21 protein-coding genes, 2 tRNA genes and 1 pseudogene are annotated in these 22,654 nt (G+C 73.8%); 15 read left to right on the top strand and 9 right to left on the bottom strand.

The annotated features are described in order from the left end of the window. Positions 1-56 precede the first annotated feature (56 nt). On the top strand, positions 57-923 hold the full coding sequence (locus tag EAO77_RS03375; RefSeq protein WP_147986636.1) for a fumarylacetoacetate hydrolase family protein: 867 nt from the start codon (positions 57-59) through the stop codon (positions 921-923). A 71-nt stretch (positions 924-994) separates the two neighbouring features. On the opposite strand, the gene EAO77_RS03370 is transcribed toward EAO77_RS03375, so the two are convergent. Next, entirely contained in the window at positions 995-1,549 is a 555-nt protein-coding gene (locus EAO77_RS03370; protein WP_147986635.1) for a heme-degrading domain-containing protein, read from the bottom strand. Further along, the gene (locus tag EAO77_RS03365) at positions 1,546-2,634 is read right to left on the bottom strand and encodes a Gfo/Idh/MocA family oxidoreductase (RefSeq protein WP_147986634.1); all 1,089 of its coding nucleotides are present in this window, start codon (positions 2,632-2,634) and stop codon (positions 1,546-1,548) included. The genes EAO77_RS03370 and EAO77_RS03365 overlap by 4 nt, the downstream gene beginning before the upstream one ends. A 179-nt stretch (positions 2,635-2,813) precedes the next feature. Between EAO77_RS03365 and EAO77_RS03360 the strand changes: the two are divergent. The 5 genes and pseudogenes from EAO77_RS03360 (at position 2,814) to EAO77_RS03340 (ending at position 7,499) form a co-directional block, all read left to right on the top strand. Next, positions 2,814-4,125 (top strand): annotated as a pseudogene (locus EAO77_RS03360) (ROK family protein). Positions 4,126-4,267: 142 nt separating this feature from the next. After that, positions 4,268-5,185 carry a hypothetical protein gene (locus tag EAO77_RS03355; RefSeq protein ID WP_147986633.1) on the top strand — a complete coding sequence of 306 codons (918 nt, stop codon included), beginning with the start codon at positions 4,268-4,270 and terminating at the stop codon, positions 5,183-5,185. A gap of 164 nt (positions 5,186-5,349) precedes the next feature. Then, on the top strand, positions 5,350-6,129 hold the full coding sequence (locus EAO77_RS03350) for an HAD-IIA family hydrolase (protein WP_147986632.1): 780 nt from the start codon (positions 5,350-5,352) through the stop codon (positions 6,127-6,129). Positions 6,130-6,247: 118 nt separating this feature from the next. Then, the gene (locus EAO77_RS03345) at positions 6,248-6,826 is read left to right on the top strand and encodes a hypothetical protein (RefSeq protein WP_261993781.1); all 579 of its coding nucleotides are present in this window, start codon (positions 6,248-6,250) and stop codon (positions 6,824-6,826) included. A gap of 1 nt (position 6,827) precedes the next feature. Then, positions 6,828-7,499, top strand: coding sequence for a class F sortase (locus EAO77_RS03340; RefSeq protein ID WP_147986631.1), 672 nt, complete (start codon positions 6,828-6,830; stop codon positions 7,497-7,499). 99 nt (positions 7,500-7,598) lie between these two features. On the opposite strand, the gene EAO77_RS03335 is transcribed toward EAO77_RS03340, so the two are convergent. Further along, a tRNA-Lys gene (locus tag EAO77_RS03335) sits at positions 7,599-7,672 on the bottom strand. A gap of 218 nt (positions 7,673-7,890) precedes the next feature. Between EAO77_RS03335 and EAO77_RS03330 the strand changes: the two genes are divergently transcribed. From EAO77_RS03330 to EAO77_RS03305, 6 genes are all read left to right on the top strand, one after another. After that, positions 7,891-9,165 (top strand): peptidoglycan-binding protein, encoded by a 1,275-nt coding sequence (locus EAO77_RS03330; protein WP_147988915.1) that lies wholly within the window; start codon positions 7,891-7,893, stop codon positions 9,163-9,165. Between the two features lie 151 nt (positions 9,166-9,316). Then, complete coding sequence (locus EAO77_RS03325) at positions 9,317-10,477, top strand: SPFH domain-containing protein (protein ID WP_147986630.1); 1,161 nt, start codon at positions 9,317-9,319, stop codon at positions 10,475-10,477. Positions 10,478-10,595: 118 nt separating this feature from the next. Further along, positions 10,596-11,183 carry a lytic polysaccharide monooxygenase gene (locus EAO77_RS03320; protein ID WP_147986629.1) on the top strand — a complete coding sequence of 196 codons (588 nt, stop codon included), beginning with the start codon at positions 10,596-10,598 and terminating at the stop codon, positions 11,181-11,183. Positions 11,184-11,335: 152 nt separating this feature from the next. After that, positions 11,336-12,586, top strand: coding sequence for a sensor histidine kinase (locus EAO77_RS03315; protein ID WP_147986628.1), 1,251 nt, complete (start codon positions 11,336-11,338; stop codon positions 12,584-12,586). Beyond that, positions 12,571-13,221 carry a response regulator gene (locus EAO77_RS03310; protein WP_147986627.1) on the top strand — a complete coding sequence of 217 codons (651 nt, stop codon included), beginning with the start codon at positions 12,571-12,573 and terminating at the stop codon, positions 13,219-13,221. Before EAO77_RS03315 ends, EAO77_RS03310 begins: the two co-directional genes overlap by 16 nt. A 225-nt stretch (positions 13,222-13,446) precedes the next feature. After that, positions 13,447-13,938: a phospholipase gene (locus EAO77_RS03305; RefSeq protein WP_147986626.1), complete on the top strand. Its 492-nt coding sequence runs from the start codon at positions 13,447-13,449 to the stop codon at positions 13,936-13,938. Between the two features lie 68 nt (positions 13,939-14,006). Here EAO77_RS03305 and EAO77_RS03300 read toward each other — a convergent pair. The 6 genes from EAO77_RS03300 to ehuB all read right to left on the bottom strand — a co-directional run bounded on the left by EAO77_RS03300 (position 14,007) and on the right by ehuB (position 18,177). Beyond that, positions 14,007-14,080, bottom strand: a tRNA-Lys gene (locus tag EAO77_RS03300). Between the two features lie 166 nt (positions 14,081-14,246). Beyond that, positions 14,247-15,005: an IclR family transcriptional regulator gene (locus tag EAO77_RS03295; RefSeq protein WP_147986625.1), complete on the bottom strand. Its 759-nt coding sequence runs from the start codon at positions 15,003-15,005 to the stop codon at positions 14,247-14,249. 167 nt (positions 15,006-15,172) lie between these two features. Then, a complete protein-coding gene (locus tag EAO77_RS03290) occupies positions 15,173-15,949 on the bottom strand; it encodes an amino acid ABC transporter ATP-binding protein (RefSeq protein WP_147986624.1) in 777 nt (258 codons plus the stop codon). Further along, positions 15,939-16,589: an ectoine/hydroxyectoine ABC transporter permease subunit EhuD gene (gene ehuD, locus EAO77_RS03285; RefSeq protein ID WP_147986623.1), complete on the bottom strand. Its 651-nt coding sequence runs from the start codon at positions 16,587-16,589 to the stop codon at positions 15,939-15,941. Before ehuD ends, EAO77_RS03290 begins: the two co-directional genes overlap by 11 nt. Next, positions 16,586-17,323, bottom strand: a complete 738-nt coding sequence (gene ehuC / locus EAO77_RS03280) for an ectoine/hydroxyectoine ABC transporter permease subunit EhuC (protein ID WP_147986622.1) — start codon at positions 17,321-17,323, stop codon at positions 16,586-16,588. The genes ehuD and ehuC overlap by 4 nt, the downstream gene beginning before the upstream one ends. Then, positions 17,320-18,177, bottom strand: a complete 858-nt coding sequence (gene ehuB / locus EAO77_RS03275; RefSeq protein WP_187283100.1) for an ectoine/hydroxyectoine ABC transporter substrate-binding protein EhuB — start codon at positions 18,175-18,177, stop codon at positions 17,320-17,322. Before ehuB ends, ehuC begins: the two co-directional genes overlap by 4 nt. Before the next feature lie 595 nt (positions 18,178-18,772). Here ehuB and EAO77_RS03270 point away from each other — a divergent pair. The 3 genes from EAO77_RS03270 (at position 18,773) to EAO77_RS03260 (ending at position 22,591) form a co-directional block, all read left to right on the top strand. Then, entirely contained in the window at positions 18,773-19,492 is a 720-nt protein-coding gene (locus EAO77_RS03270; RefSeq protein ID WP_147986621.1) for a decarboxylase, read from the top strand. A 141-nt stretch (positions 19,493-19,633) separates the two neighbouring features. Continuing rightward, positions 19,634-20,779, top strand: coding sequence for an LLM class flavin-dependent oxidoreductase (locus tag EAO77_RS03265; protein WP_147986620.1), 1,146 nt, complete (start codon positions 19,634-19,636; stop codon positions 20,777-20,779). Between the two features lie 255 nt (positions 20,780-21,034). Then, positions 21,035-22,591 carry a glycoside hydrolase family 18 protein gene (locus EAO77_RS03260; protein ID WP_261993780.1) on the top strand — a complete coding sequence of 519 codons (1,557 nt, stop codon included), beginning with the start codon at positions 21,035-21,037 and terminating at the stop codon, positions 22,589-22,591. Positions 22,592-22,654: the final 63 nt, after the last annotated feature.

The following is a 22,654-nucleotide window of genomic DNA, read 5'->3' as shown; positions in this document are numbered from 1 at the left end:
CCTCCGACGGCCGCACCTGTCGGTCCGGGGTCGGCAGCGACCAGGGGAGACAAACGATGAAACTGCTGCGTGTCGGTACGCCGGGCGCCGAGCGCCCCGCACTGCTCGACGGTGACGGCGACGGGGCCACCCTGCGTGACCTGTCCGGACTCGTCCCCGACATCGACGGGGCGCTGCTCGCGGACGCCGCCGCCCTCGACCGGATCCGGGCGGCGGCCGCCGCCGGCGACCTGCCCGTGCTGGACGCCACCGGGCTGCGCGTCGGCCCGCCGCTGGCCCGCGTGGGCAAGGTCGTGTGCATCGGGCTGAACTACCACGGCCACGCGGCGGAGACCGGCGCCGAGCCTCCGGCCGAGCCGGTCGTCTTCCTCAAGGCGGCGGACACGGTGGTGGGCCCGGAGGACGTGGTGCTGGTGCCGCGCGGCAGCCGCAAGACCGACTGGGAGGTCGAGCTCGCGGTGGTCATCGGGCGCACCGCCCGTTACGTCGGCGACGACGAGGACCCGCTGGCCTACGTGGCCGGGTACGCCGTCTCCCACGACGTCTCCGAGCGCGAGTTCCAGATCGAGCGCGGCGGCACCTGGGACAAGGGCAAGAACTGCGAGACGTTCAACCCGCTCGGCCCCTGGCTGGTGACCGCCGACGAGGTGCCGGACCCGCAGGCCCTCGGCCTGCGGCTGTGGGTGAACGGCGAACTCAAGCAGGACGGCGGCACGGCCGACCAGATCTTCCCCGTGGCCGAGGTCGTCCGGTACCTCAGCCGCTTCATGACGCTGTACCCGGGCGACGTCGTCAACACGGGCACCCCGGCCGGCGTGGCCATGGGACAGCCCGAGCCCAAGCCGTACCTGCGCGCCGGCGACGTGGTGGAGCTGGAGATCGACGGGCTCGGCCGCCAGCGCCAGGAACTCAAGGACGCCTGACCGGGCCGCCCGCCGGGGGCCGAAGCGGACGGCCCCGCCCCGGGTGGGGCGGGGCCGTCGGCGCCGCGGGGTCAGGACGGCGGGCCCGCGACCCCGCTGCCGCCGTCCTGATGGGCGGCGAAACGCTCCAGCGCCTCCACCACCATCGCGTGGTCCTCGGCCTGCGGCAGACCGGACACCGTGACGGAGCCGATGACGCCGACGCCCTCGACGGCGAGCGGGAACGACCCGCCGTGCGCCGCGTACACATCGGGGTCGAGCCGCGACGACTCCTCGAACGTGGTGCCCTTCGCCCGGTGACGGGCCCCGACCAGGTACGAGCTCACCCCGTACCGCTCGACGACCCGGCGCTTGCGGTCGATCCAGGCGTCGTTGTCCGCGCTCGACCCGGGAAGGGCGCAGTGGAAGAGCTGCTGCGGTCCGCGGCGGATGTCGATGGCGACCGGCGCCTCGCGCAGATGGCCCATCTCGACCAGCAGGCTGCCGAGCTTCCAGGCGTCGCCGTTCGAGAAACGGCTCAGGGTGAGGCGCCGCTCCTGGTCCTCGATCTCCGCGACCGAGAGGTGCGCCCCGGAAGTGCTGTCGGGCCCCGCGGTGGTGCCGGGGCCGGTGGTGCTGTCGCTCATGCGCTGATCTCCACGGTCACGCCGTCCCGCGCGGAGCGGCGGGCGGCTTCCAGGACGTCGAGGGCGGCTGCCGCCTCCAGTGCGGTCACCGGCACGGGGCCGTCACCGCGCACGGCGGCCGCGACCGCCGCGTAGTACGCCGGGTAGTCGCCGGGCACGGTCTCGACCGGGGTGCCCCCGCCGGTCACGGGGGACTCCCCGGAGCCGAGACGGCCCCACAGCTCCCGGGGCTCCACACCCCACGGGGCACCGGCGGCCGGCAGCCGTCCGTCGCGCAGGTCGGCCTCCTGGGGGTCGAGTCCGTACTTCACGTACCCGGCCTTCGAGCCGAGAACCCGGAAACGGGGGCCGAGCTGCGCCGTCGTCGCGCTGACGTACAGGTGGGAGCGGACGCCGCCCTCGTGGGTGATGGCGATGAAGGTGTCGTCGTCCGCCTCGGCGCCGGGGCGGCGCACATCGGACTCCGCGTACACCCGCACGGCCGGGCCGAACAGTGTCAGGGCCTGGTCGACGACATGGCTGCCCAGGTCGTAGAGCAGCCCGCCGATCTCCGCCGGGTCGCCCGACTCGCGCCAGCCGCCCTTGGGCCGGGGGCGCCAGCGCTCGAAACGGGATTCGAAGCGCTGGACGTCGCCGAGCGAGCCGTCCGCGAGGAGCCCTCGCAGGGTGAGGAAGTCGTTGTCCCAGCGGCGGTTCTGGAAGACGGAGAGCACCTGGCCCCGCTCCTCGGCGAGGGCCGCGAGCTGCCGCGCCTCGGCGGCGGTGCCGGCGATCGGCTTGTCCACGACGACGGCGAGGCCGGCCCGGAGGGCGGCGCCGGCGATCGGGACGTGCGTCTTGTTGGGCGAGGCGACGACGATCAGGTCGAGCTCGCCGGCCCGCTCCCACAGCTCGTCCGGCGAGGCGGCGAACCGGACGCCGTCGCCGAGCGCGGCACGCGCCTCGGCCCTGCGCTCCTCGCGCGAGGTGACCACCGTGTCGACGACGAGACCGTCGGTGGTGGAGATCAGCGGTGCGTGGAAGACGGAGCCCGCCAGGCCGTAGCCCACGAGTCCGACGCGGAGGGGGGTGCCGGGACCAGTCATGGCGCCCACTTAAGCAACGCTGTTGCCAAAGTGCAAGCGGGCCCGACAATAGGGGGGTGACGCGTCCCGATCCGCATGAACCGCATGCCCCGAACGGCCCCCGAGACCTCGGTGCCCCCGGCGAGCCGGGCGCCCCGGCGCCGACGGCCCGGCGGACGGCGCCGGCGGGCGGGGTCAACCTGCCCGCGCTGCGCAGCCACAACGCGGCGCTCGTGCTCGACCTGCTGCGCGGAGCAGGGGAGGCCGGCATCAGCCGGATCGAGCTGGCCGAGGGCACGGGGCTGACGCCGCAGGCCGTCAGCAAGATCGTCGGCCGTCTGCGGGCCGAGGGCATGGCGGCCGAGGCGGGCCGGCGCGCCTCCACGGGCGGGAAGCCGCGCACGGTGCTGCGTCTCGTCCCCTCGGCCGGGTACGCGGTGGGGCTCCATCTGGACCGCGACGAGCTGACCGCCGTCCTCCTCGACCTGGCCGGCACCCGGGTCGCGACCCACCGGGCCCCGCTCGACCTCGGCGCACCCGCGGACACCGTCGTGGCGTCCGCCGCCGCACAGGTGGAGGCGCTCCTGGCCCACGTCGCACCGGACGACGCGACACCGCCCGCGGCCGACGCGCCCGACGGGCGGCCCGCCGCCCCCGGCGGCTCCGGCACGGACCTGGCCACCGCCACGGCCCGGCTTCCGGGAGCGACCGAGGCCCCTGGACCCGGCCTCGCGCCGCCCCCGACCGGACCGGGCTCCCCCGGGCCGGTCGCCACCCCCGAATCTGGCTCCCCCGCGTCGGCGCCCCCCGGTGCAGCGCGCCCCCTCCGCCCCCTCCCCCCGGTGGCCGCTGGTGCTCGGGGTGGGGGTGGCGATGCCCGGCCCCCTGGACCATGCGGGGGGCGTCCCGCACCGGGTCACCGGGCATCCCCACTGGGACGGCTATCCGCTGCGGGACGCGCTCGCCGAGCGCCTCGGGCTGCCGGTCGTCCTCGACAAGGACACCAACGCCGCGGCCCTCGGCCTCGCCCTGCGCGGCCCGGGCGACTCGTTCGCCTACCTCCACCTGGGCACCGGGCTCGGCGCCGGGCTGGTGCTCGGCGGGGCGCTGCACCGGGGGGCGCGCACCGGGGCGGGGGAGTTCGGGCACCAGGTCCTCCAGCTCGACGGCCCGCTCTGCGACTGCGGCGAGCGCGGCTGTGTCGAGGTGCTGTGCCTGGCCGCCGTCGCCCGCGGCGACGTCGCCGAGGCCGCCCGGGTGCTCGGCACGGCCGCCGGCAACCTCGTGGGACTGCTGGACATCGACCGGGTGCTGCTGGGGGGCCGGGCGGTCGCCGCGTCCGAGGAGGCGTTCGTGCGCGGGGTCGCCGAGGCCGTCGCGCGCCGCGGCCCGGTGCCGGTGGCGCCCGCGCCGGGAGGGCCGAACACGGTCGCCGAGGGGGCGGCGCAACTGGTGCTCGCGCCCGTGTTCGGCCGTGCTCCGGCCGCGCCCGCGGCCGACCCGGCAGGGTGAAAATACGGCGCCAGGAGCGGCGCCGCGCCGCTGTCTGGCCGTACGCCGGCGCCCGTGGGCGGCCCGGCGGGGCAACGATGACAGGGTCCGGGGGGCCACGGTCCGGGTGGCCCGGCAGCACGAGAGCAAGCAAAGGCCACCCATGCGACTGCGCAACGCCCTCGCCCTCACCGCCGGTACGGCGACCGCCGCGATGATCACCGCGGGGGCGCTGGCGCTCCCCGCACTCGCCGACGACGACCGTCCGGTGGACCGCCGGGGCCCCGGCGGGCAGGGAGTCTCCCGCCCGGCGGACCAGCAGCCGACCTGCGGCAAGGAGTCGGACCCGCAGTTCCCCATCCGCACCCGCATCCACGGCGGGCCCGCCACCGTGCGCCCCGGCTCCGGCTTCCAGGGCTGGCGGCTCGATCTGACCAACACCACCCCGGAGTTGTGCCACCACATCCACCCGGTCGTCATTCTCACCGACCGGGACGGGGCGCTCGCCGCCGACCGGGTCGCCGTCCAGTTCCACGACACGGACGCGGGACGGTGGCGCGCGGTCGCCCTGGAGAGGACCGGCGAGGCCGAACTGGTCGGCGCGGTCGACGACGGGTTCCAGGGCTTCGTCGTCCCGGCAGGCCGGACGGTCACCGTCGAGGCCAGGCTCTCGTTCGCCGCGGGCACCGCGCCGGGTGACGTCACCGTCAACACCGCCGTCGTCCAGCGCAAGGGCGACGACGGGGACTGGGTCGGCGAGTCCGGCGACTGGCACGTCGCGGTGAGCGGCGCGCCGTCGCCGGGGACGCGCGAGCCCGCGGAGTCCACCCCTCCGACCGGGACCCCGCAGCGGTCCGGAGCCCCGGATCCGTCCGGGAGCGCGACGGCGACGGCGCCGGGGACAGCCGAGTCGTCCGGGGCGGCGGAGCGGCCGCCGTCCGGGTATCCGCACCACCCCGACCAGCTCGCCTCCACCGGCTCCGGGACCGCGGTGCGGATCGCCGCCGTGGCCTCGGTGATCGCGGCGGGCACCGGTGTCGCCGTCCTCCTGAACCGCCGCTCCCGCCTCCGCCGCCGCTGAACGCGCCCCGGGCCACGCCGGGCCGGGGGTGATCGGGCCGCGGTGGATCAGCAGGTGAACGGCGGGGTCGGGACGCACGCATCCTGACTACGCTGGGGGCCGTCGCCACAGCGCAGTCGCGGCGCCCACCAGCACGCACACATGCACGGCAGGAGTCCGCCCCCATGGCAGAGCGCAAGCCGATCGAATCCTGGCTGACCGACATGGACGGTGTCCTCATCCACGAGGGCGTACCGATCCCCGGCGCGGACGCCTTCCTCAGGAAACTGAAGGAGACCGGGAAGCCGTTCCTCGTGCTGACGAACAACTCCATCTACACGGCCCGTGATCTGCACGCCCGGCTCGCGCGGATGGGGCTGGACGTCCCGGTGGAGAACATCTGGACCTCGGCGCTGGCCACCGCCCAGTTCCTCGACGACCAGCGGCCCGGCGGCACGGCGTACGTCATCGGCGAGGCCGGCCTGACGACCGCGCTGCACGACATCGGGTACGTGCTCACCGACCACGAGCCGGACTACGTCGTGCTCGGCGAGACGCGCACCTACAGCTTCGAGTCGCTGACCAAGGCGATCCGGCTGATCAACGACGGCGCCCGGTTCATCTGCACCAACCCCGACAACACCGGCCCCTCCACCGAGGGCCCGCTGCCGGCGACCGGTTCGGTGGCCGCCCTGATCACCAAGGCGACCGGCAAGGACCCGTACTTCGCGGGCAAGCCCAACCCCCTGATGATGCGGACCGGGCTCAACGCCATCGGCGCCCACTCCGAGACCAGCGCCATGATCGGCGACCGGATGGACACCGATGTGCTCGCGGGTCTGGAGGCCGGCATGCAGACGTTCCTGGTGCTGACCGGCTCCACGACGCCCGCCCTCGTCGACCGCTACCCCTTCCGGCCGTCCAAGGTCGTGGACTCGATCGCGGACCTCGTCGACCGCATCTGAGCCGCCGCCGACGCCCCGGGCCCCGGTCCGGGGCGTCCGTGCAGGTCGGGGGGTGGTGCCGGTTCTGCGGATGCGGAAACGCCCGGTACGAGTGAATCTCGGTACCAGGAGGTTCACGATGTGTGCAGGTTCCCTCGCTCTCCGTACCGCCGGGCTGGTCGCCGTGCTCGTGCTGGCGCCCGCTCCGGTCGCCGTCGCCGATGACCGGGCGGTCCGGCTCAGTCCGTCGGCGGCCGCCCCGGGCGGGGTGGTCCGCATCGCGGCGGACGGCTGTCCCGGCGGCGCCGTCGCCCGCTCCGACGCCTTCGCCGCGGACGCGGAGCTCGGCGCCGGGCCCGGGGCGCGCGGCCCCGCCGGCGCGGCGCGGGTGAGGCCGGACGCGCGGCCCGGCACCTTCACCGTCCGCCTCACCTGCGACGGACGCCCCCATGGCCGGGCGGAACTGACCGTACGGCCCGGGAGCGCGCGCCCCGCCGCGGCCGAACCGGCCGCCCGGGTGCACGCCTCGCCGGTCGCGCCGGTGCGCGCGGGCGGCGGGGGCGCCGTGGCCATCGCCGCCCCGGTGGCGGCGGTGGATCCCGAGGACGCCGGCCCCAGCGCGCGGCAGGCCGTGGCCGGCCTGGTGCTCGCCGGTGTCGCGGCGGTGGTCTTCGCCGTCCGGGGCGCCCGCCGCCGCGGACGGACCAGGTCCGACTGAGATGCGGGGCTTCGGGACGGGCGCCCCGGCCCGTGGCGCCGGGCGTGCCGTCGTCGGTGTGCTCTGGGCATTCCTGGTCCTCGTGCTGTGGCTGTGGGGCGGTGGCGCCCCCGGCGGTGCGGCCGGGAGCTCCGCGCCGACCACCGGTGACATGGCCGCGGTGGGCCGCCCGCCCGGCGTGCCGATGCCCGCCCCGCATCCTCCGCTCACCGCGTCGCGGCCCGAGCGGCTGGCGGTGCCCGCGCTCGGGGTCTCGGCGCCCGTCGTCGTGCGCGGCCTCGACGGTCGGGGGGCGATCGACCCGCCGTCCWGGACGGCGGCGGACCGGGTCGGCTGGTACGGCGCCGGGGCGCGGCCGGGGGAGCCGGGGGCGGCCCTGTTCGTCGGGCACGTCGACACCGACACCCGCCCGGCGGTCTTCTACGACCTGAGCACGGTGCGGCCGGGGGAGCGGATCGAGGTGACGGGCGAGGACGGGCGGGTGGCCGTGTTCACCGTCGACGACGTGCGGGTCTTCGACCGGGCCCGGTTCGACGCCCGCCTGGTGTACGGCCCCCGCGAGCCGGGGCGGGCGGAACTGCGGCTGATCACCTGCGGCGGTGTGTTCGACCGGGCGAGCGGGAGCTACACCGCGAACGTCGTCGTCTCCGCGTATCTCACCGGGGCCGGCTGAGTCTGCCGGCCCGCGCGGCCCTCACCTCCCGCTGACGCCGCCGGCCCCCGGAAACGAGCGAGGCCCTCTCATCGGTATGAGAGGGCCTCGCTCTGTGCGTGCGCCGCCAGGGACTCGAACCCCGGACCCGCTGATTAAGAGTCAGCTGCTCTAACCAACTGAGCTAGCGGCGCCTGCTGACCTGGAGAACTCTACCGGATCCCGAGGGGTGCTCCGCGCACCCCGGGACCGTGGGCCGCCGCGCCCGGGCCGGTCGGATCGTTGTATTTACCTTTTCATCCGTCAAAATGCGTTTTGTCCATGCGATGGAGACACTGCGCTCGTGAAACATCGTCAGAAGATCTTGTCGAGCGTGAACGGCTTGTCGACTGCGAATGGGGAGGCGACGCGTATGGCCCTGCCGGTCTTCGAGGAGTACGAGCCCGACGGCGACTGCGACTGCACCGGATGCGCGGCGCGGCGCCGCACACGGGCCGCCGGATCCCACCCCTCGGCCCGCGGCTGCCGCCGCGCCCTGGTGGCGGTCACCGCGGCGAGCGCGGTGATCGGCGGCGGGGGAGCGGCGGCAGCCGTCGCCCCCGCGGCCGGCGCCGTGCGGGCGCAGCTGCCCACGGCGGATCCCGAGCCGCCGACCGAACAAGGCGGGACCGGCCCCCTGCACGGCCCCTCCGGCAAGCCCGCCACCGGAGCCCCGCTGCGCGCCACGACCCGGGCGGAGATCATCGAGCGGGCCGGGAAGTGGGTCACCGCGAAGGTGCCGTACAGCATGACCAAGTACTGGAGCGACGGATACCGGCAGGACTGCTCCGGTTACGTCTCCATGGCGTGGGACCTGCCGGGCAACGAGTGGACGGGCAGCCTCGCCGCCTTCGCCGACCGGATCCGGCGCGAGGACCTCCAGCCCGGCGACATCCTGCTCTTCCACAACCCCGCCGAGCCCACGTCGGGCTCCCACGTGACGATCTTCGGCGGCTGGACCGACTACACCCACGCCTCCTACGTGGCCTACGAGCAGACCAAGCCGCACACCCGCAAGCAGGCCACGCCCATGGCGTACTGGAACAACTCCGCCTCCTACGTCGCCTACCGCTACAAGGGCCTCGCCGCGGCGGCCGGCGGCGGCACCAGCACGGTGGAGCCCTTCCCCGGCGCGGCCTCCTTCGGGCCGGGCGCGAACAACGCGCACGTGACCCGGCTCGGCCGGATGCTCGTCGAGCGCGGCGGCCGCCGCTTCTACCGGGAGGGGCCGGGGCCCCGCTGGACGGACGCCGACCGGCGCGCCACCCAGGCGTTCCAGCGGGCCCAGGGCTGGCGGGGCGCCGAGGCGGACGGCAGGCCCGGCCCCCACACCTGGCGGCTGCTGACGGGGAAGACCGGCCGGGACATCCCCGCCGCGCCGACCGGCGGCTCCACCGCGCAGCCGCCGGCGTTCCCCGGCCCCGGCCACTTCCGCCCGGGCGCGAGCAACGCACACGTCACCCGGCTCGGCCGGCAGCTCGTCGCGCGGGGCTTCGGCCGGCACTACGCCACCGGGCCCTCGCCGCGCTGGACCGAGGCGGACCGGCGCAACGTCCGCGACTTCCAGCGGGCCCAGGGCTGGCGGGGCGCCGAGGCGGACGGCTACCCGGGCCCCCACACCTGGCGGCGGCTCTTCGGGGCCCGCTGATCCCTCCGGCGCGCCGACGCCCGCGCACCACCGGCCGTCCCGCACCCGTGCGCGGCGGCCGTCCCCCGAGGGGAGAGGACCGGCCCCGCCCGAGGTGCCGGTCCCTTCCCGCCGGACAGCCACAGAGCAACCGAACGAAAGCCGAGGTGCCATGAACACCACGACGTCGGAGCCGGAGGGCGGCGTCCCGTCCGACCCCCCGCGGCGCCAGATGGTCATCGCGAGCGAGACGACCACGGAGATCCCGGTCCACCTGCTCTTCCGGGACGACAGCGGTCCGCATGTGCTGCCCACGGGACTGCGGCCCGCCGTGATCTCCCGGCGGCAGGGCACCGGCGAACAGCCCAGGGTCACCGGCCGGGGCACGCCGCCGGCGTCCGCCGCGAAGCGCCCGGCGCCGCCCGTCGACCCCGGGCTCGGCGAGCGGCCGGGCCCGGTCCTGCCCGGCTGGACGGGGCTCGTCGCGGGCGGCTGCTCGCTCGCCGGCATCGGGGCCCTGCTGTGGGGGACGGGCGCGGTGCCCGGGATGGTGGGCCGCCTCCTCGGCGTGACCCCGCCGCCGTACCAGGGCATCGGCATCGGGGTCTGGTGCCTGCTCGCCCTCGGGGTGGTGCTGGCGCTGTTCGGCCTCGGCGGTCTGGGCCTCGGACGCGTCGGCCACGCCTGGGTCCTCACGCTGTGCGGCGACTACCGCGGCACCGTCCGGCGGACCGGATTGGTCTGGGTGAGCCCGCTCGTGCTGCGGCAGCGGATCGAGGTGCGGCTGCGGCACTGGCGCAGCGAGGCCATGCCCGTGCACGACGCGGAGGGCACGGCGCTGCGGGTGACCGTGCTCGTGGTGTGGCGGGTGGAGGACACCGCGCGGGCGGCGCTGGGCGTCCGCAGCCATGAGACGTATCTGGCCGAGCAGGTGGAGGCGGTGACCGCGCGGATCTTCTCGCAGCTTCCGGCCGACGGCTTCGGCGAGGCCGTGCCGACCCTGCGCGACGCCGAGTCCGTGGGGGCCGACCTCACGCGGATGCTGGCGGCCGAGTGCGCCCCGGCCGGGATCGAGATCTTCACGGCCCAGCCGACGGTGGTCGACTACGCGCCCGAGGTGGCCGGCGCGATGCACCGCAGGAAGGTGGCCGCCCTCGACGCCCGGCACCGCGACTCCGTGCTCACCTCCGTCGTCGACGCGGTGGACGACACCGTCGGCCGGCTGACCGACCGGGGGCTCGTCGACCTGGACGACTACGAGCGCAAGGCTCTGGTGAAGGACCTCACGATCGCCTTCTACACGGGCCGGACGGGCGCCGCAGAGGGTCAGTGATTGGTCTGGACATGTTCAAGTTCCGTCAATACATTGGGACTTGGTCTAGACCGGAAGTAGTACTACCGCACGCGTGCAGCACGATCAGGAAACCCCCACGTTCTCCCTGGAGCCAAGCATGCGAAAGAAGATAGGCGCGGCCGTCGTCGGCCTCGCCGTGGCGGGCACGACGCTGCTCGCCACCGGCAGCGCGAGCAGCCACGGTTACACCGACTCACCCATCAGCCGGCAGAAGCTCTGTGCCAACCAGACGGTCTCCAACTGCGGCAACATCCAGTGGGAGCCGCAGAGCGTCGAGGGCCCGAAGGGCTTCCCGGCGGCCGGACCCGCCGACGGCAAGATCTGCGCCGGCGGCAACGGACCGTTCGCCCAGCTCGACGATCCGCGCGGCGGCGCCTGGCCCACCACCAAGGTGAGCTCCGGGCAGAACTACACGTTCCGCTGGCAGTTCACCGCCCGCCACCGCACCACGGACTTCAAGTACTACATCACCAAGAACGGCTGGAACCCCAGCCAGCCGCTCACCCGTGCCGCGCTGGAGTCCCAGCCGTTCCTGACCATCCCCTACAACGGCCAGCAGCCGCCGGCGACCCTGTCCCACTCCGGCAACCTGCCGCAGAAGTCGGGCCGCCACCTGATCCTCGCGGTCTGGACGGTGCACGACACGGCCAACGCGTTCTACGCCTGCTCCGACGTCCAGTTCTGATCCCCGGCCGGACATCGGGCACCAGCACAGCGCCCCCGGGCAACACCGACGGGTCCCGGGGCGCTGCGCCGCGGGGGTGGGGCCTGCCCCACCCCCGCGGCACCCACAGGGCCCATCGACCCGCCCCGAGGGCGCCGCCTAGCGTGTGCGCCATGGACGCAGCGATCACCCCCTGGCAGGCCCTGACCAGGCGCGACTTCCCACGGAGCGCCTGGCCCTGGCGGGCCGCCGCCTATCTGGCGAGCGGCGCCGTCACCGGCGTCGTCGCCCTCACGGGCCTCGTGGTGCTCGCCGGCTTCTCGCTGCTGCTCGTCGGCCTGCCCCTGCTGGTGCTCGCCGGCACCGGCCTCGCCGCCGTCGAACGCCGCAGGCTGCGCATCATCGACCCCGAGCCCGCTCCCGGGCCCCACCGCACCCCGGCCGAGCCCGGCCTCGCCGCCTGGCTGCGGCTGCGCCTCACCGAGCAGGCGACCTGGCGGGAGTTCGCGTACGGGCTGCTGCACGCGCTCGTGCTCTGGCCGCTCGACGTGATCGCCGTCGCCGCGGCCGTCGCGCTGCCCCTGGCGGCCGTCGCCACACCGGTGCGGTTCGCCCTCGACGGAGAGGAGGCGCGGGTCGTCAAGACCGTCCTCGTCACCACCTGGCCCGGGGCCCTCGCCGCCGCGGCCGCCGGACTGGTGCTCCTCCTGCTGCTGCTCTACCCGCTGACCGCGCTGGCCGCCGCCCGCGCCCAGCTCACCCGCCTGCTGCTCGCCCCGCGCGAGGGCGAACTGCGGGAGAGGCTCGGCGAGGTGACCCGCTCCCGGGCCAGGCTGGTCGCCGCCTTCGAGGCGGAACGCCGGCGGATCGAGCGCGACCTCCACGACGGCGCGCAGCAGCGGCTCGTCGCCCTCACCATGACCCTGGGCCTCGCCCGCCTCGACGCCCCCGACGGGCCGCTCGCGGACCGGCTCGCCGCGGCCCACCGGGAGACCGGGCGCGTCCTGGACGAGCTGCGGGAACTCATCCGCGGCATCCATCCCCAGGTCCTCGCCGACCACGGCCTCGCCGCCGCCCTCGACGACGCCGCCGACCACTCGGCCGTCCCCGTCGACACCGACGTCGAACTGCCCCGGCTCGACCCCTCCGTGGAGAGCGCCGCCTACTTCGCCGTCCGCGAGGCGCTGACCAACGCGGCCCGGCACGGCGACGCCCGCCGGATCCGCCTCACCGCACGCCACACCGGCGCCCTGCTCCGCGTGGAGGTGCACGACGACGGGCACGGCGGCGCCGACGCCCGGGGCGGCTCCGGACTCACCGGGCTCGCCGACCGGCTCGCCGTCCTCGATGGCACACTGACCGTCGACAGCCCGGCGGGCGGGCCGACCCTGCTGAGAGTGGAGATCCCGTGCCGAGCGCGCTGAGGGTGGTTCTGGCCGAGGACGGCGTCCTGCTGCGCGAGGGGCTGACCGCCCTGCTCCACCGCTTCGGCCACGAGGTCGTCGCCGCCGTCGGGGACGCCACCGCGCTGCGGGCGGCGGTCGCCGCGCACGAGCCCGACGTCGTCGTCACCGATGTGCGCATGCCGCCCGGCTTCCAGGACGAGGGCCTGCGCGCGGCGATCGCCCTGCGCGCCGAACGGCCGTCGCTGCCCGTGCTGGTGCTCAGCCAGTACGTCCAGCGGGAGTACGCCGCCGAGCTGCTGGACACCGGAGACGGCTCGGGCGTCGGCTACCTGCTCAAGGACCGGGTGGGCCAGGTCGAGGAGTTCGTCGCCGCGCTGACCCGCGTGGCCGACGGCGGCACCGTCGTCGACCCCGAGGTCGTACGGCAGCTGCTGCGCCGCCGCCGGGATCCGCTGGCCGCGCTGACCCCGCGCGAGCGGGAGGTGCTCGCGCTGGTCGCCGAGGGCCGGTCCAACGCCGCCGTCGCCCGCGAACTCGTGGTCACCGAGGCCGCGGTCGGCAAGCACATCGGCAACATCCTCGCCAAGCTCGGCCTCCCCCCGGCCGAGGACACCCACCGGCGGGTGCTCGCCGTCCTCACCTACCTCCGCTGAACCCGGGCCCCGAACGGGACAAGCGGGGGCGGACGGGACAGTGTCCGCGCGCCGGGGCGCCCGACGGCGTGAAGGGCGCTTCCGCGGGACGGTTGTTCGCGACGGATTCACCCCCCTGTCGGTACGAAACCAGTGCAGGACGCGCGTTGAATCGGCATGCTGTACCCGCCGTGGAAAGACCCCACGGGCGTGTACCAACTCCCCTGCACCGCACGGAGGTTACGCATGCGCCACAGAATGGTCCTCCCCATCGCCGCCGCCGCGCTCGCGCTGCCCGTCACGCTGCTCACCGCCGGCAGCGCCCAGGCCGTCCCCGCCGACAAGGCACAGGTGCTCAGTTCCTGGACGCAGACCAGCGCGTCCAGCTACAACGCCTGGGCGGCCGCCCGTGCCAACCAGGGCGCCTGGAGCGCCTACGCGTTCAACTGGTCGACGGACTACTGCTCCACGTCGCCCGACAACCCGTTCGGCTTCCCGTTCCAGATGTCCTGTGCCCGCCACGACTTCGGCTACCGCAACTACAAGGCGGCCGGGACCTTCAGCGCCCACAAGTCCCGGCTCGACTCGGCGTTCTACGAGGACCTGAAGCGCGTCTGCGCCCGGTACTCGGGCGCCACCCGCACCTCCTGCAACGGCACCGCGTGGACGTACTACCAGGCCGTCTCGGTGTTCGGCGTCGCCCCGGCCGCCGCTCCCGCCCCCGCCGCCGCGGCGTGACGCCGGTCCGCTGACGGACCCGGTACGCGAGCAGGCCCCCCGCTGTCGCGAGGGGCCTGCTTCCTGTGTGCGCCGCCAGGGACTCGAACCCCGGACCCGCTGATTAAGAGTCAGCTGCTCTAACCAACTGAGCTAGCGGCGCGTGACTCGTCTGCCGCGCGGCGGCCGACTCGTCAATAGTACCTGGTCCGCGGTGGTGCCACCGACCACGGGACGCCGGGCTGACCGCCCGCGCGGATCGGGGCGGACGGGGGCGGATCCGGGCGAAACGTCGGCCCCCGTGCCGGACCGGCACGGGGGCGGAGGCGCTAGATCGCCAGCGAGAGCACCACCGGCGCCGCCCTGCGGTTGAGCGTGTCCGCGGCCTGGCGCAGCCGGTGGGCGTGCTCGATCGGCAGGGAGAGCGCCAGGCAGCCCACGGCCGAGCCGGCCGTCAGCGGGACGGCCGCGCAGACCGTGCCCACGGCGTACTCCTGGAGGTCCAGGACGGGGACGGTCGGGGGCTGCGAGTCCAGCTTGGAGAAGAGCAGCCGCTCGCTCGTGATCGTCCGCGAGGTGAGCCGGGCGATCTTGTGGCGGGACAGGTGGTCGCGGCGGCCGTTCACGTCGAGCTGGGTGAGCAGGCACTTGCCGACGGCGCTGGCGTGGGCGGCCGAGCGGAAGTCCACCCACTCGTTGACCTTGGGCGTGCGGGGGCCGTCCGCGAACTGGGTGATCTTGACCTCGCCGTCGATGTAACGGCTGATGTACACGGCGGCGCCCACCGAATCCCGCAGCTCGGTGAGGGTCTCCTGGAGCTTGGCCTCCAGCGCCTCCTTGCGGGTGGCGCCGGAGCCGAGCAGGATCAGGGAGTCCCCGATCACGTAGGCGCCGTCGGAGAGCTGCTCCACATAGCCCTCACGGCGGAGCATGGCGATCATCGGGGCGAGATGACCGGTGGGCAGCCCGGTCTCGCGGGCGATCTGGGCGTCGGTGACTCCGCCACCGTGCTTGGAGACCGTCTCCAGGACTCGCAAGACGTATTGCACCGAATGGAACGGCGCGGTCGGCTCGGGCTTCAGCGCCACGGTTTCCCCCTACCAGGTTGTGACCGCAAGCTTCCGTACCACGATAGCGGCCAAGGGCCCGTCGAGGGCGGGGTGTTGGCGCAAATGATGTGGCGCCCCAGCGGGGTGTGCTGGGGCGCATCACCATGGCATATGCCCTTGTCATGAATGGTGCAGGGAAGGCGTGGTCAGAGCACCGCGCCGAGGAACTCCCGGGTCCGCGCCTGCTCCGGATCCGAGAAGATTCTTTCCGGCGGGCCGGACTCGATGACCTTGCCGGAATCGAACATCAGAACCTCGTCGGAGATGTCCCGCGCGAAGTTCATCTCATGGGTCACGCACACCATCGTGATGTCCGTCGTGCGCGCGATGTCCCGCAGCAGATCCAGCACACCCGCCACCAGCTCCGGGTCGAGGGCCGAGGTCACCTCGTCGAGCAGCAGCACCTGCGGCTCCATGGCCAGCGCGCGGGCGATGGCCACCCGCTGCTGCTGGCCGCCCGACAGCTGCGAGGGCTTCGCGCCGCACCGGTCGCCGAGGCCGACCAGCTCCAGCAGCTCCTTCGCCCGCGTCTCGGCCTCCTCCCTGGGCCGGCCGAGCACCCGCACCGGGGCCTCGGTGATGTTGCGCAGCACGGACATGTTGGGGAAGAGGTTGAACTGCTGGAAGACCATGCCGATCTTCTTGCGCGCCTCGCGGCGCTCCTTCTCCGGCGCGGGGAACAGCCGCTTACCGGCCACGGTGATGGTGCCCTCGTCGGGCTTCTCCAGGGTCATCAGCAGACGCAGGATCGTCGTCTTGCCGGAGCCGGAGGGGCCGATCAGCGTGACGTGCTTGCCGGGCCGGACGGTGAAACAGAGGTCGTCCAGGACGGTGTTGTCCCCGAATCTCTTGGTGACGTCGTCGAACCGGATCAGCGGCTCGGTCGCACCGGCGGGCGGGTCGAGGGGCGTTTCAGCGGACAAGGCGGCGCTCCAGGGATCGGACGAGCAGAGAAGCCGGGTAGGCGATGAGGATGAAGGCGATGCCGATCACGGTGAGCGGCTCGGTGTACTGGAACGTCGACGCGCTCTCCAGACGCGACTGCTGCAGCAGCTCCAGCACGCCGATCGCGGCGAGCAGCGGGGTGTCCTTCAGCATCGCGATGACGTAGTTGCCGAGCGCGGGGGTGATCCGCCGGATCGCCTGCGGCAGGATCACCGCGGACCAGGTGCGGTGGGCGGGCAGGCTCAGGGCCTTGGCCGCCTCCCACTGGCCGCGCGGCACCGCGTCGATGCCGGCCCGGTAGACCTGCGCGGTGTACGTCGAGTAGTGCAGCCCGATCGCGATCGTGCCGGTGGTGAGGGCGGAGAACTGCACGCCCCACTCCGGCAGCACGAAGTAGAGGAAGAAGAGCTGCACCAGGAGGGGGGTGGTGCGGATGAACTCCGTCAGGACGTGCACCGGCCAGCGCACGAAGCGGCTCGGCGCCCGGAAGGCGAGGGCCCACACCAGGCCGAGCGAGAACGAGATCAGCGAACCGAGCACCAGCACCTGCAGGGTGACGAGCACTCCGTCCCAGAAGCGGGGCATGAAGTCGGCCACGGCGGACCAGTCCCAGGTCACTTCGACACACCCCCCGCCACCTCGGTGCCGGCGGCGGACGCGGACCGGCGGGCGAACACGCCGCCCAGCAGACCGGGTTCCGGCTCGATGCCGATGTTCCGCTTGGTCCTGCGCTCCAGCGCCTTCATCGAGCGGGTCACCACCATCGCGAGCGCGAAGTAGATCACCAGGCTGATCGTGTAGATCTGGGCGCTCTCCTGGGTGGCGAGCCGCACCAGGTACGCGGCGAACGACACGTCGCCGACGCCGAGCAGCGACACCAGTGCCGTGCCCTTGAGGAGCTCGACCAGCAGGTTGCAGAACGGCGGCATCATCTCGGGCACCGCCTGCGGGAGGAGGATCAGCCGCATCCGCTGCCACGGCGTGAAGCTGAGCGCGATGCCCGCCTCGCGCTGGGAGCGGGCGACCGAGTTCAGCGCGCCGCGGACGATCTCGGCGCCGTAGGCGCCGTAGGAGAGGCCGAGGGCGAGGACGGCGGCCCACATCGGGACGAGCTGCCAGCCCATCAGCGGGGGCACCACGAAGAAGAGCCAGAACATCAGCACCAGGGCCGAGGTGCCGCGGAAGATCTCCGTGTAGAGGCCGGCCAGGAAGCGGACGGCGCGGGAGCGGTGGGTGCGGGCCATGCCGACGGCGAAGGCGGTGACCGCGGCCAGTACGGCGCTGCAGACCAGCAGCTGGACCGTGATCCATATGCCGGGCAGCACCCAGTTCTGCCAGAGTCCGGCTGTCATTTCCTGCACAGCTCCTCGGCGGTCAGGGTGGTCATCTCGGACTCCGTGAAGCCGAACGGCTTGAGGATCCGGAACAACTCGCCGCTCTTCTTCATCTTGTGGATCTCGGTGGTGAACGCGTCGCGCAGCGCGGTGTCGGTCGGCCGGAAGGCGAAGCCGCCGCCGTCGATCTGCTTCTTGCCGTCGACGACCGCCGCGAACGGCTCGGTGGCCTCCGCCCGGCTGCTCCTGCGGACCACCTCACGGGCGGTCAGCGCGGTGCCGGCGAAGACGTCGACCCGCCCGGACTCGACCGCGTTCAGCCCGGCCACCTGGTCCTGGAGGATCACGATCTCCTTCTCGGGTATGCCGGCGGCGATCGCGTAGCCGATCTCGGCGTAGCCCGTGCCGGTGGCCAGCTTCGCCTTGGCGCGCACCACGTCCTCGTAGCTGCGCAGGTTCTTGGGGTTGCCCTTGCGCACGATGAACGAGTCGAGCATCTGGTACTCGGGGTCGGCGAAGATGACCTGGGCGCACCGCTCCTTGTTGATGTACATACCGGCCGAGACCACGTCGAACTGCTGCGAGTTCAGGCCGGGTATGAGGGAGGCGAAGTCGGTGGCGACCGGCTGGACACGGTCGATGCCCAGACGCCCGAAGATGATCCGGGCCAGCTCGGGGGCCTCGCCCGTGAACTCCCCCTGCTCGTCCACGTAGCCGTACGGCACCTCACCGGCGATGCCGAGGCGCACCGTCCCCTGGGTCCTCAGCCGGGCGAGGACGTCCCCGGACGGCACCCGGCTGCAGCCCGCCGTGGCGGCGACCGCGAACGCTCCCGCGCCCGCGGTCCCGAGCAGCAGGGCGCGTCTGCTCATCGATGGTGGTTCTTCTGTTCGAGCCATGGGCGCGCGGCTACCCGGGCCGTCGGCGGGTATGCGTGCGCGACGGCCGACCGATATCCGACTGTGTCCTCGGGCGGTCCGCCCCGGCGGCGGGGGTGTCCGCCGTCCACGGCGACGTCGTGCCGGCCGCACGCACCGCCGTCGGGGCGTGTACCACGCGGCGGGCGGTCGAAACGGTGGTGGTCGACGGGTGGCCGGACTTCGTCCCCGTACGGCGCGGCGGCAGCCCCCGGCCGGGGGTCCCCGTACTGCGCGGCGGCAGCCCCCGGCCGGGGGTCCCCGTACGGCGCGGCGGCAGCCCCCGGCCCGGGGCCCGGCCCGGCCGGGCGGACCGGATCGGCCCGGCCTGTTTTGCCATGGGCGTCCGGCGGGCACGCGCCATCGGAAGAGGTGCCGAGCCCGGCTGCCCGGGGACGCGGTCTGCGCCAACCAGGTCACACTGCGACCGGCCCTGCGCGCCCTCGGCGCCCCGGCGGCCGGCCCCCAGCAGGCTCTGCTGATGGGCCATCAGGCCCGTCGGGCGGGCGGCGGCGTCCGCGGCCGGGCCGGAAGGACAGGAGGGCGTGAGATGACGACCGTGGGACTGCTCTACCCGGGGCACGCGGCGGAGGACGACTACCCCCGCATCGAGACACTGCTGAACGGGGTCAACGTGCCGGTGGTGCACACGGAGGCGGGTGAGGACGCGCACACCTCGGACGCGCTGCTGGGCAGCGGCTCGGCCGACCGGCTCGCGGCAGGCGTCGAGGAGCTGCGCCTCTCGGGAGCGGAGTCGGTGGTGTGGGCGAGCACCGGGGGATCGTTCGTCCACGGGTGGGACGGCGCCCACGGCCAGACCCGCGCGCTCGCCGTGAAGGCCGGACTCCCGGCGTCCAGTACGTCGTTCGCCTTCGTGCGCGCGGCGCGGGAGGTCGGGGCCGGCCGGGTGGCCGTGGCCGCCGCGTATCCGGAGGACGTCGCGGAGCAGTTCGCGCAGTTCCTGGGCGGCGCCGGGATCGAAGTGGTGTCCGTGGTGGCGGCCGGGGTCGGCTCGCGGTCCGAGGCGGCGGCGTGGGAGCCCGCCCGGGTGCTGGACCTGGTGCGCCGCGCGGACCACGAGCGGGCCGAGGCCGTGCTGGTGCCCGGCACCGCGCTGCACACGGTGGCGCTGCTGCCGGAGCTGGAGGAGGCCGTGGGCAAGCCGGTGCTCACGGCGAACCAGGTGACCGTCTGGGAGGGGCTGCGGCTGGCGGACCGGCACGGCGCCTGGGCCGACGACCTGGGCACGCTGTTCGCCCGCAAGGACTGAGCCCGCCGGGCCCGGAGCGGGCGGGCCGCACGCGGGTGCGCCGGGAAGCGGCGGCCGGAGCGGGCGGGCCGGCGCGGGAATAAGCGGAGAGTGCCTCCTGTTGTGCGGCGGAGTACGTACGACCACTCAGGAGGATCACCGGTGAACGCAAGGGACGCGGCAGGCGACGAGATCCGGGGAGTCACGGCCGGCTCCGCATCCGTACCGCTGTCGGTGCTCGATCTGGTCACCGTCGGCAGCGGGCGCACCGCCTCCGACGCCCTGCGCACCAGTGTGGCCCTCGCCCGGCTCGCCGAGAGCCGCGGCTACCACCGGCACTGGGTGGCCGAGCACCACTCGATGCCGGGCGTGGCCTCCTCGTCGCCCGCCGTGATCCTGGCGCACCTCGCCGCCCACACCGAGCGCATCCGCCTCGGCTCGGGCGGCGTGATGCTGCCCAACCACGCCCCGCTGGTGATCGCCGAGCAGTTCGGCACGCTGGAGGCCCTCGCGCCGGGCCGGGTCGACCTCGGTCTCGGCCGCGCGCCCGGCACCGACGGTGCCACGGCGGCGGCGCTGCGGCGCACCGAGAACCTGCACGAGGGGGCGGACGACTTCCCGCAGCAGCTCTCCGAGCTGACCCGTTTCCTCGACGACGACTTCCCCGACGGGCACCCCTACGCCCGCATCCACGCCGTGCCCGGTCCGGTGCAGGCGACCGCGCCGGGCGGGGTGCAGTCCCCGGGCCGCCCGCCGATCTGGCTGCTGGGCTCCTCCGGCTTCAGCGCACGGCTCGCCGGGGTGCTCGGGCTGCCGTTCGCCTTCGCCCACCACTTCTCCGCGCACAACACCGTGCCGGCGCTCCAGCTGTACCGGGAGAGCTTCCGGCCCTCGGCGGTGCTGGACGCGCCCTACGCGCTGATCGGCGTCGCCGCGCTGGCGGCCGACGACGAGCATGAGGCCCGCCGGCAGGTGCTCACGGGCGCGCTGTCGATGCTCCACCTGCGCAGCGGCCGGCCGGGGCTGATCCCGACGCCGAAGGAGGCGGAGGCGTACCCGTTCACCGCCATGGAACGGGAGTTCGCCGACGGCTGGCTGAAGAACATCGTCCACGGCACCCCCGACGCCGTCCGTGCGGGCCTCGACGCGCTCCGCGAGCGCACCGGGGCGGACGAGCTGATGATCACGGCCAACGCCCACGGCGGCGACGTCCGGCTGCGCAGCTACGAGTTGATCGCGGACGCCTACGGGCTGCCGGTGCTCCCGCCGGCGGCGGACAGCTCGTCCTCGGCCGGCCGCGCCGGGTAAAACCTGGGTTTCGCACCCCGGGTGGTTCATCCGTCAACCGCCCGGGCCCGGGCCCTTAACTCATCCTTAAACCGCTCGTCACCGCCGTGACGGGCGGTTCTTTTCGTCCATCGCACGGCGCTGACAAGGGGTTTCGCGACGAAAATGGTCTAGTCCTCGTTTGGTTCGGACCATTGACGCGGGGTCGGGGGGCTCGCTTCACTGCTCCTGCCCGACCGCTTCGACCCCCGTTCCGCACAACCCCGGAGGCTGCACGTGCGCTCCCGCAGACCGCTGCTCGCGGCATTCACGACCGCCGCGCTCGCCGCAGGCGCCCTGGCCGGATTCGCCGGACTCGGCACCGCCCAGGCGAACGACACCACTCAGGCCGCCGCCTCCGCGGGCGGAGTCAAGATCGCCTACTACGACCAGTGGAGCGTCTACGGCAACGCCTTCTACCCCAAGCACCTCGACTCCCGGGGTATCGCCGCCAAGCTCGACGTCATCAACTACTCGTTCGGCAACATCCACCCGACCGACCTGACGTGCTTCATGGCCAACAAGGCGGCCGGGGACGACAACAACCCCAACGCCGGCGACGGCGCGGGCGACTCGTACGCCGACTACCAGAAGTCCTTCGGCGCGGCCGACAGCGTCGACGGCGTCGCGGACACCTGGAACCAGCCGATCGTGGGCGTCTTCAACCAGTTCAAGGAACTGAAGGCGAAGCACCCCCACCTGAAGATCAACATCTCGCTGGGCGGCTGGACGTACTCCAAGTACTTCCACGACGCGGCCAAGACCGACGCGAGCCGCAAGAAGCTCGTCTCCTCCTGCATCAAGCAGTACATCCAGGGCGACCTGCCGGTCGAGGGCGGCTTCGGCGGCCCCGGCACCGCGGCCGGGATCTTCGACGGCATCGACATCGACTGGGAGTACCCGGGCTCGGACGGCGGCCATCTCGGCAACCACTACGGCCCCGAGGACAAGCAGAACTTCACGCTGCTGCTCGCTGAGTTCCGCAAGCAGCTCGACGCGTACGGCACGGCCAACGGCGGCAAGAAGTACCTGCTGACCGCCGCCCTCCCGGCCGGCCAGGACAAGATCAAGCACATCGAGACGGACAAGATCGGCGCGTACCTCGACTACGCGAACATCATGACGTACGACATGCACGGCGCCTGGGACGGCGACGGACCCGCCTACCACCAGTCCCCGCTGTACTCGCCGGCGTCCGACCCGACCGACCCGATCGCGCCGGGCACCCAGAAGTACTCGATCGACAACGCCATCGACGCCTACATCGACGGCAACCCCGCCTACGGCGTGACCGGCGGCTTCCCCGCCGGCAAGCTGACCCTCGGCTACGAGTTCTACTACCGCGGCTGGAAGGGCGTCCCGGCGGCGAACAACGGCCTCGGCGGCAGCGCCACCGGCGGGTCGGCTGCCCGTCCGCTCAGCCAGCAGGCCGGCATCGCCCACTACAAGGAGCTCGGCGGCATCGTCGACAACCCGGCGACCACCTTCTGGGACGACGCGGCCAAGGCCTCGTACTTCTACAAGGACGGCGAGTTCTTCACCGGCCTCGACAAGCGGGCGATCCAGGCCCGCGCGGACTACGCCCGGGAACGCGGCCTGGCCGGCGCGATGATGTACTCCCTGCTCGGTCTCGACGAGAGGACCACCCTGCTCAACGAGATCGTGGCCGCGGTCGGCGGCACGCCCACCACCCCGCCGACCGCGGCCACGATCTCGTTGAGCAGGGTGGTCCTCTCGTCGAGACCGAGCAGGGAGTACATCATCGCGCCGGCCAGGCCGCGTTCCCGGGCGTAGTCCGCGCGGGCCTGGATCGCCCGCTTGTCGAGGCCGGTGAAGAACTCGCCGTCCTTGTAGAAG

It is taken from the genome of Streptomyces sp. T39, assembly GCF_008042045.1.
Lineage (GTDB): Bacteria > Actinomycetota > Actinomycetes > Streptomycetales > Streptomycetaceae > Streptomyces.
Note: the sequence above shows the minus strand (reverse complement) of the source record. Positions and strands in the feature narration are given on the sequence as shown.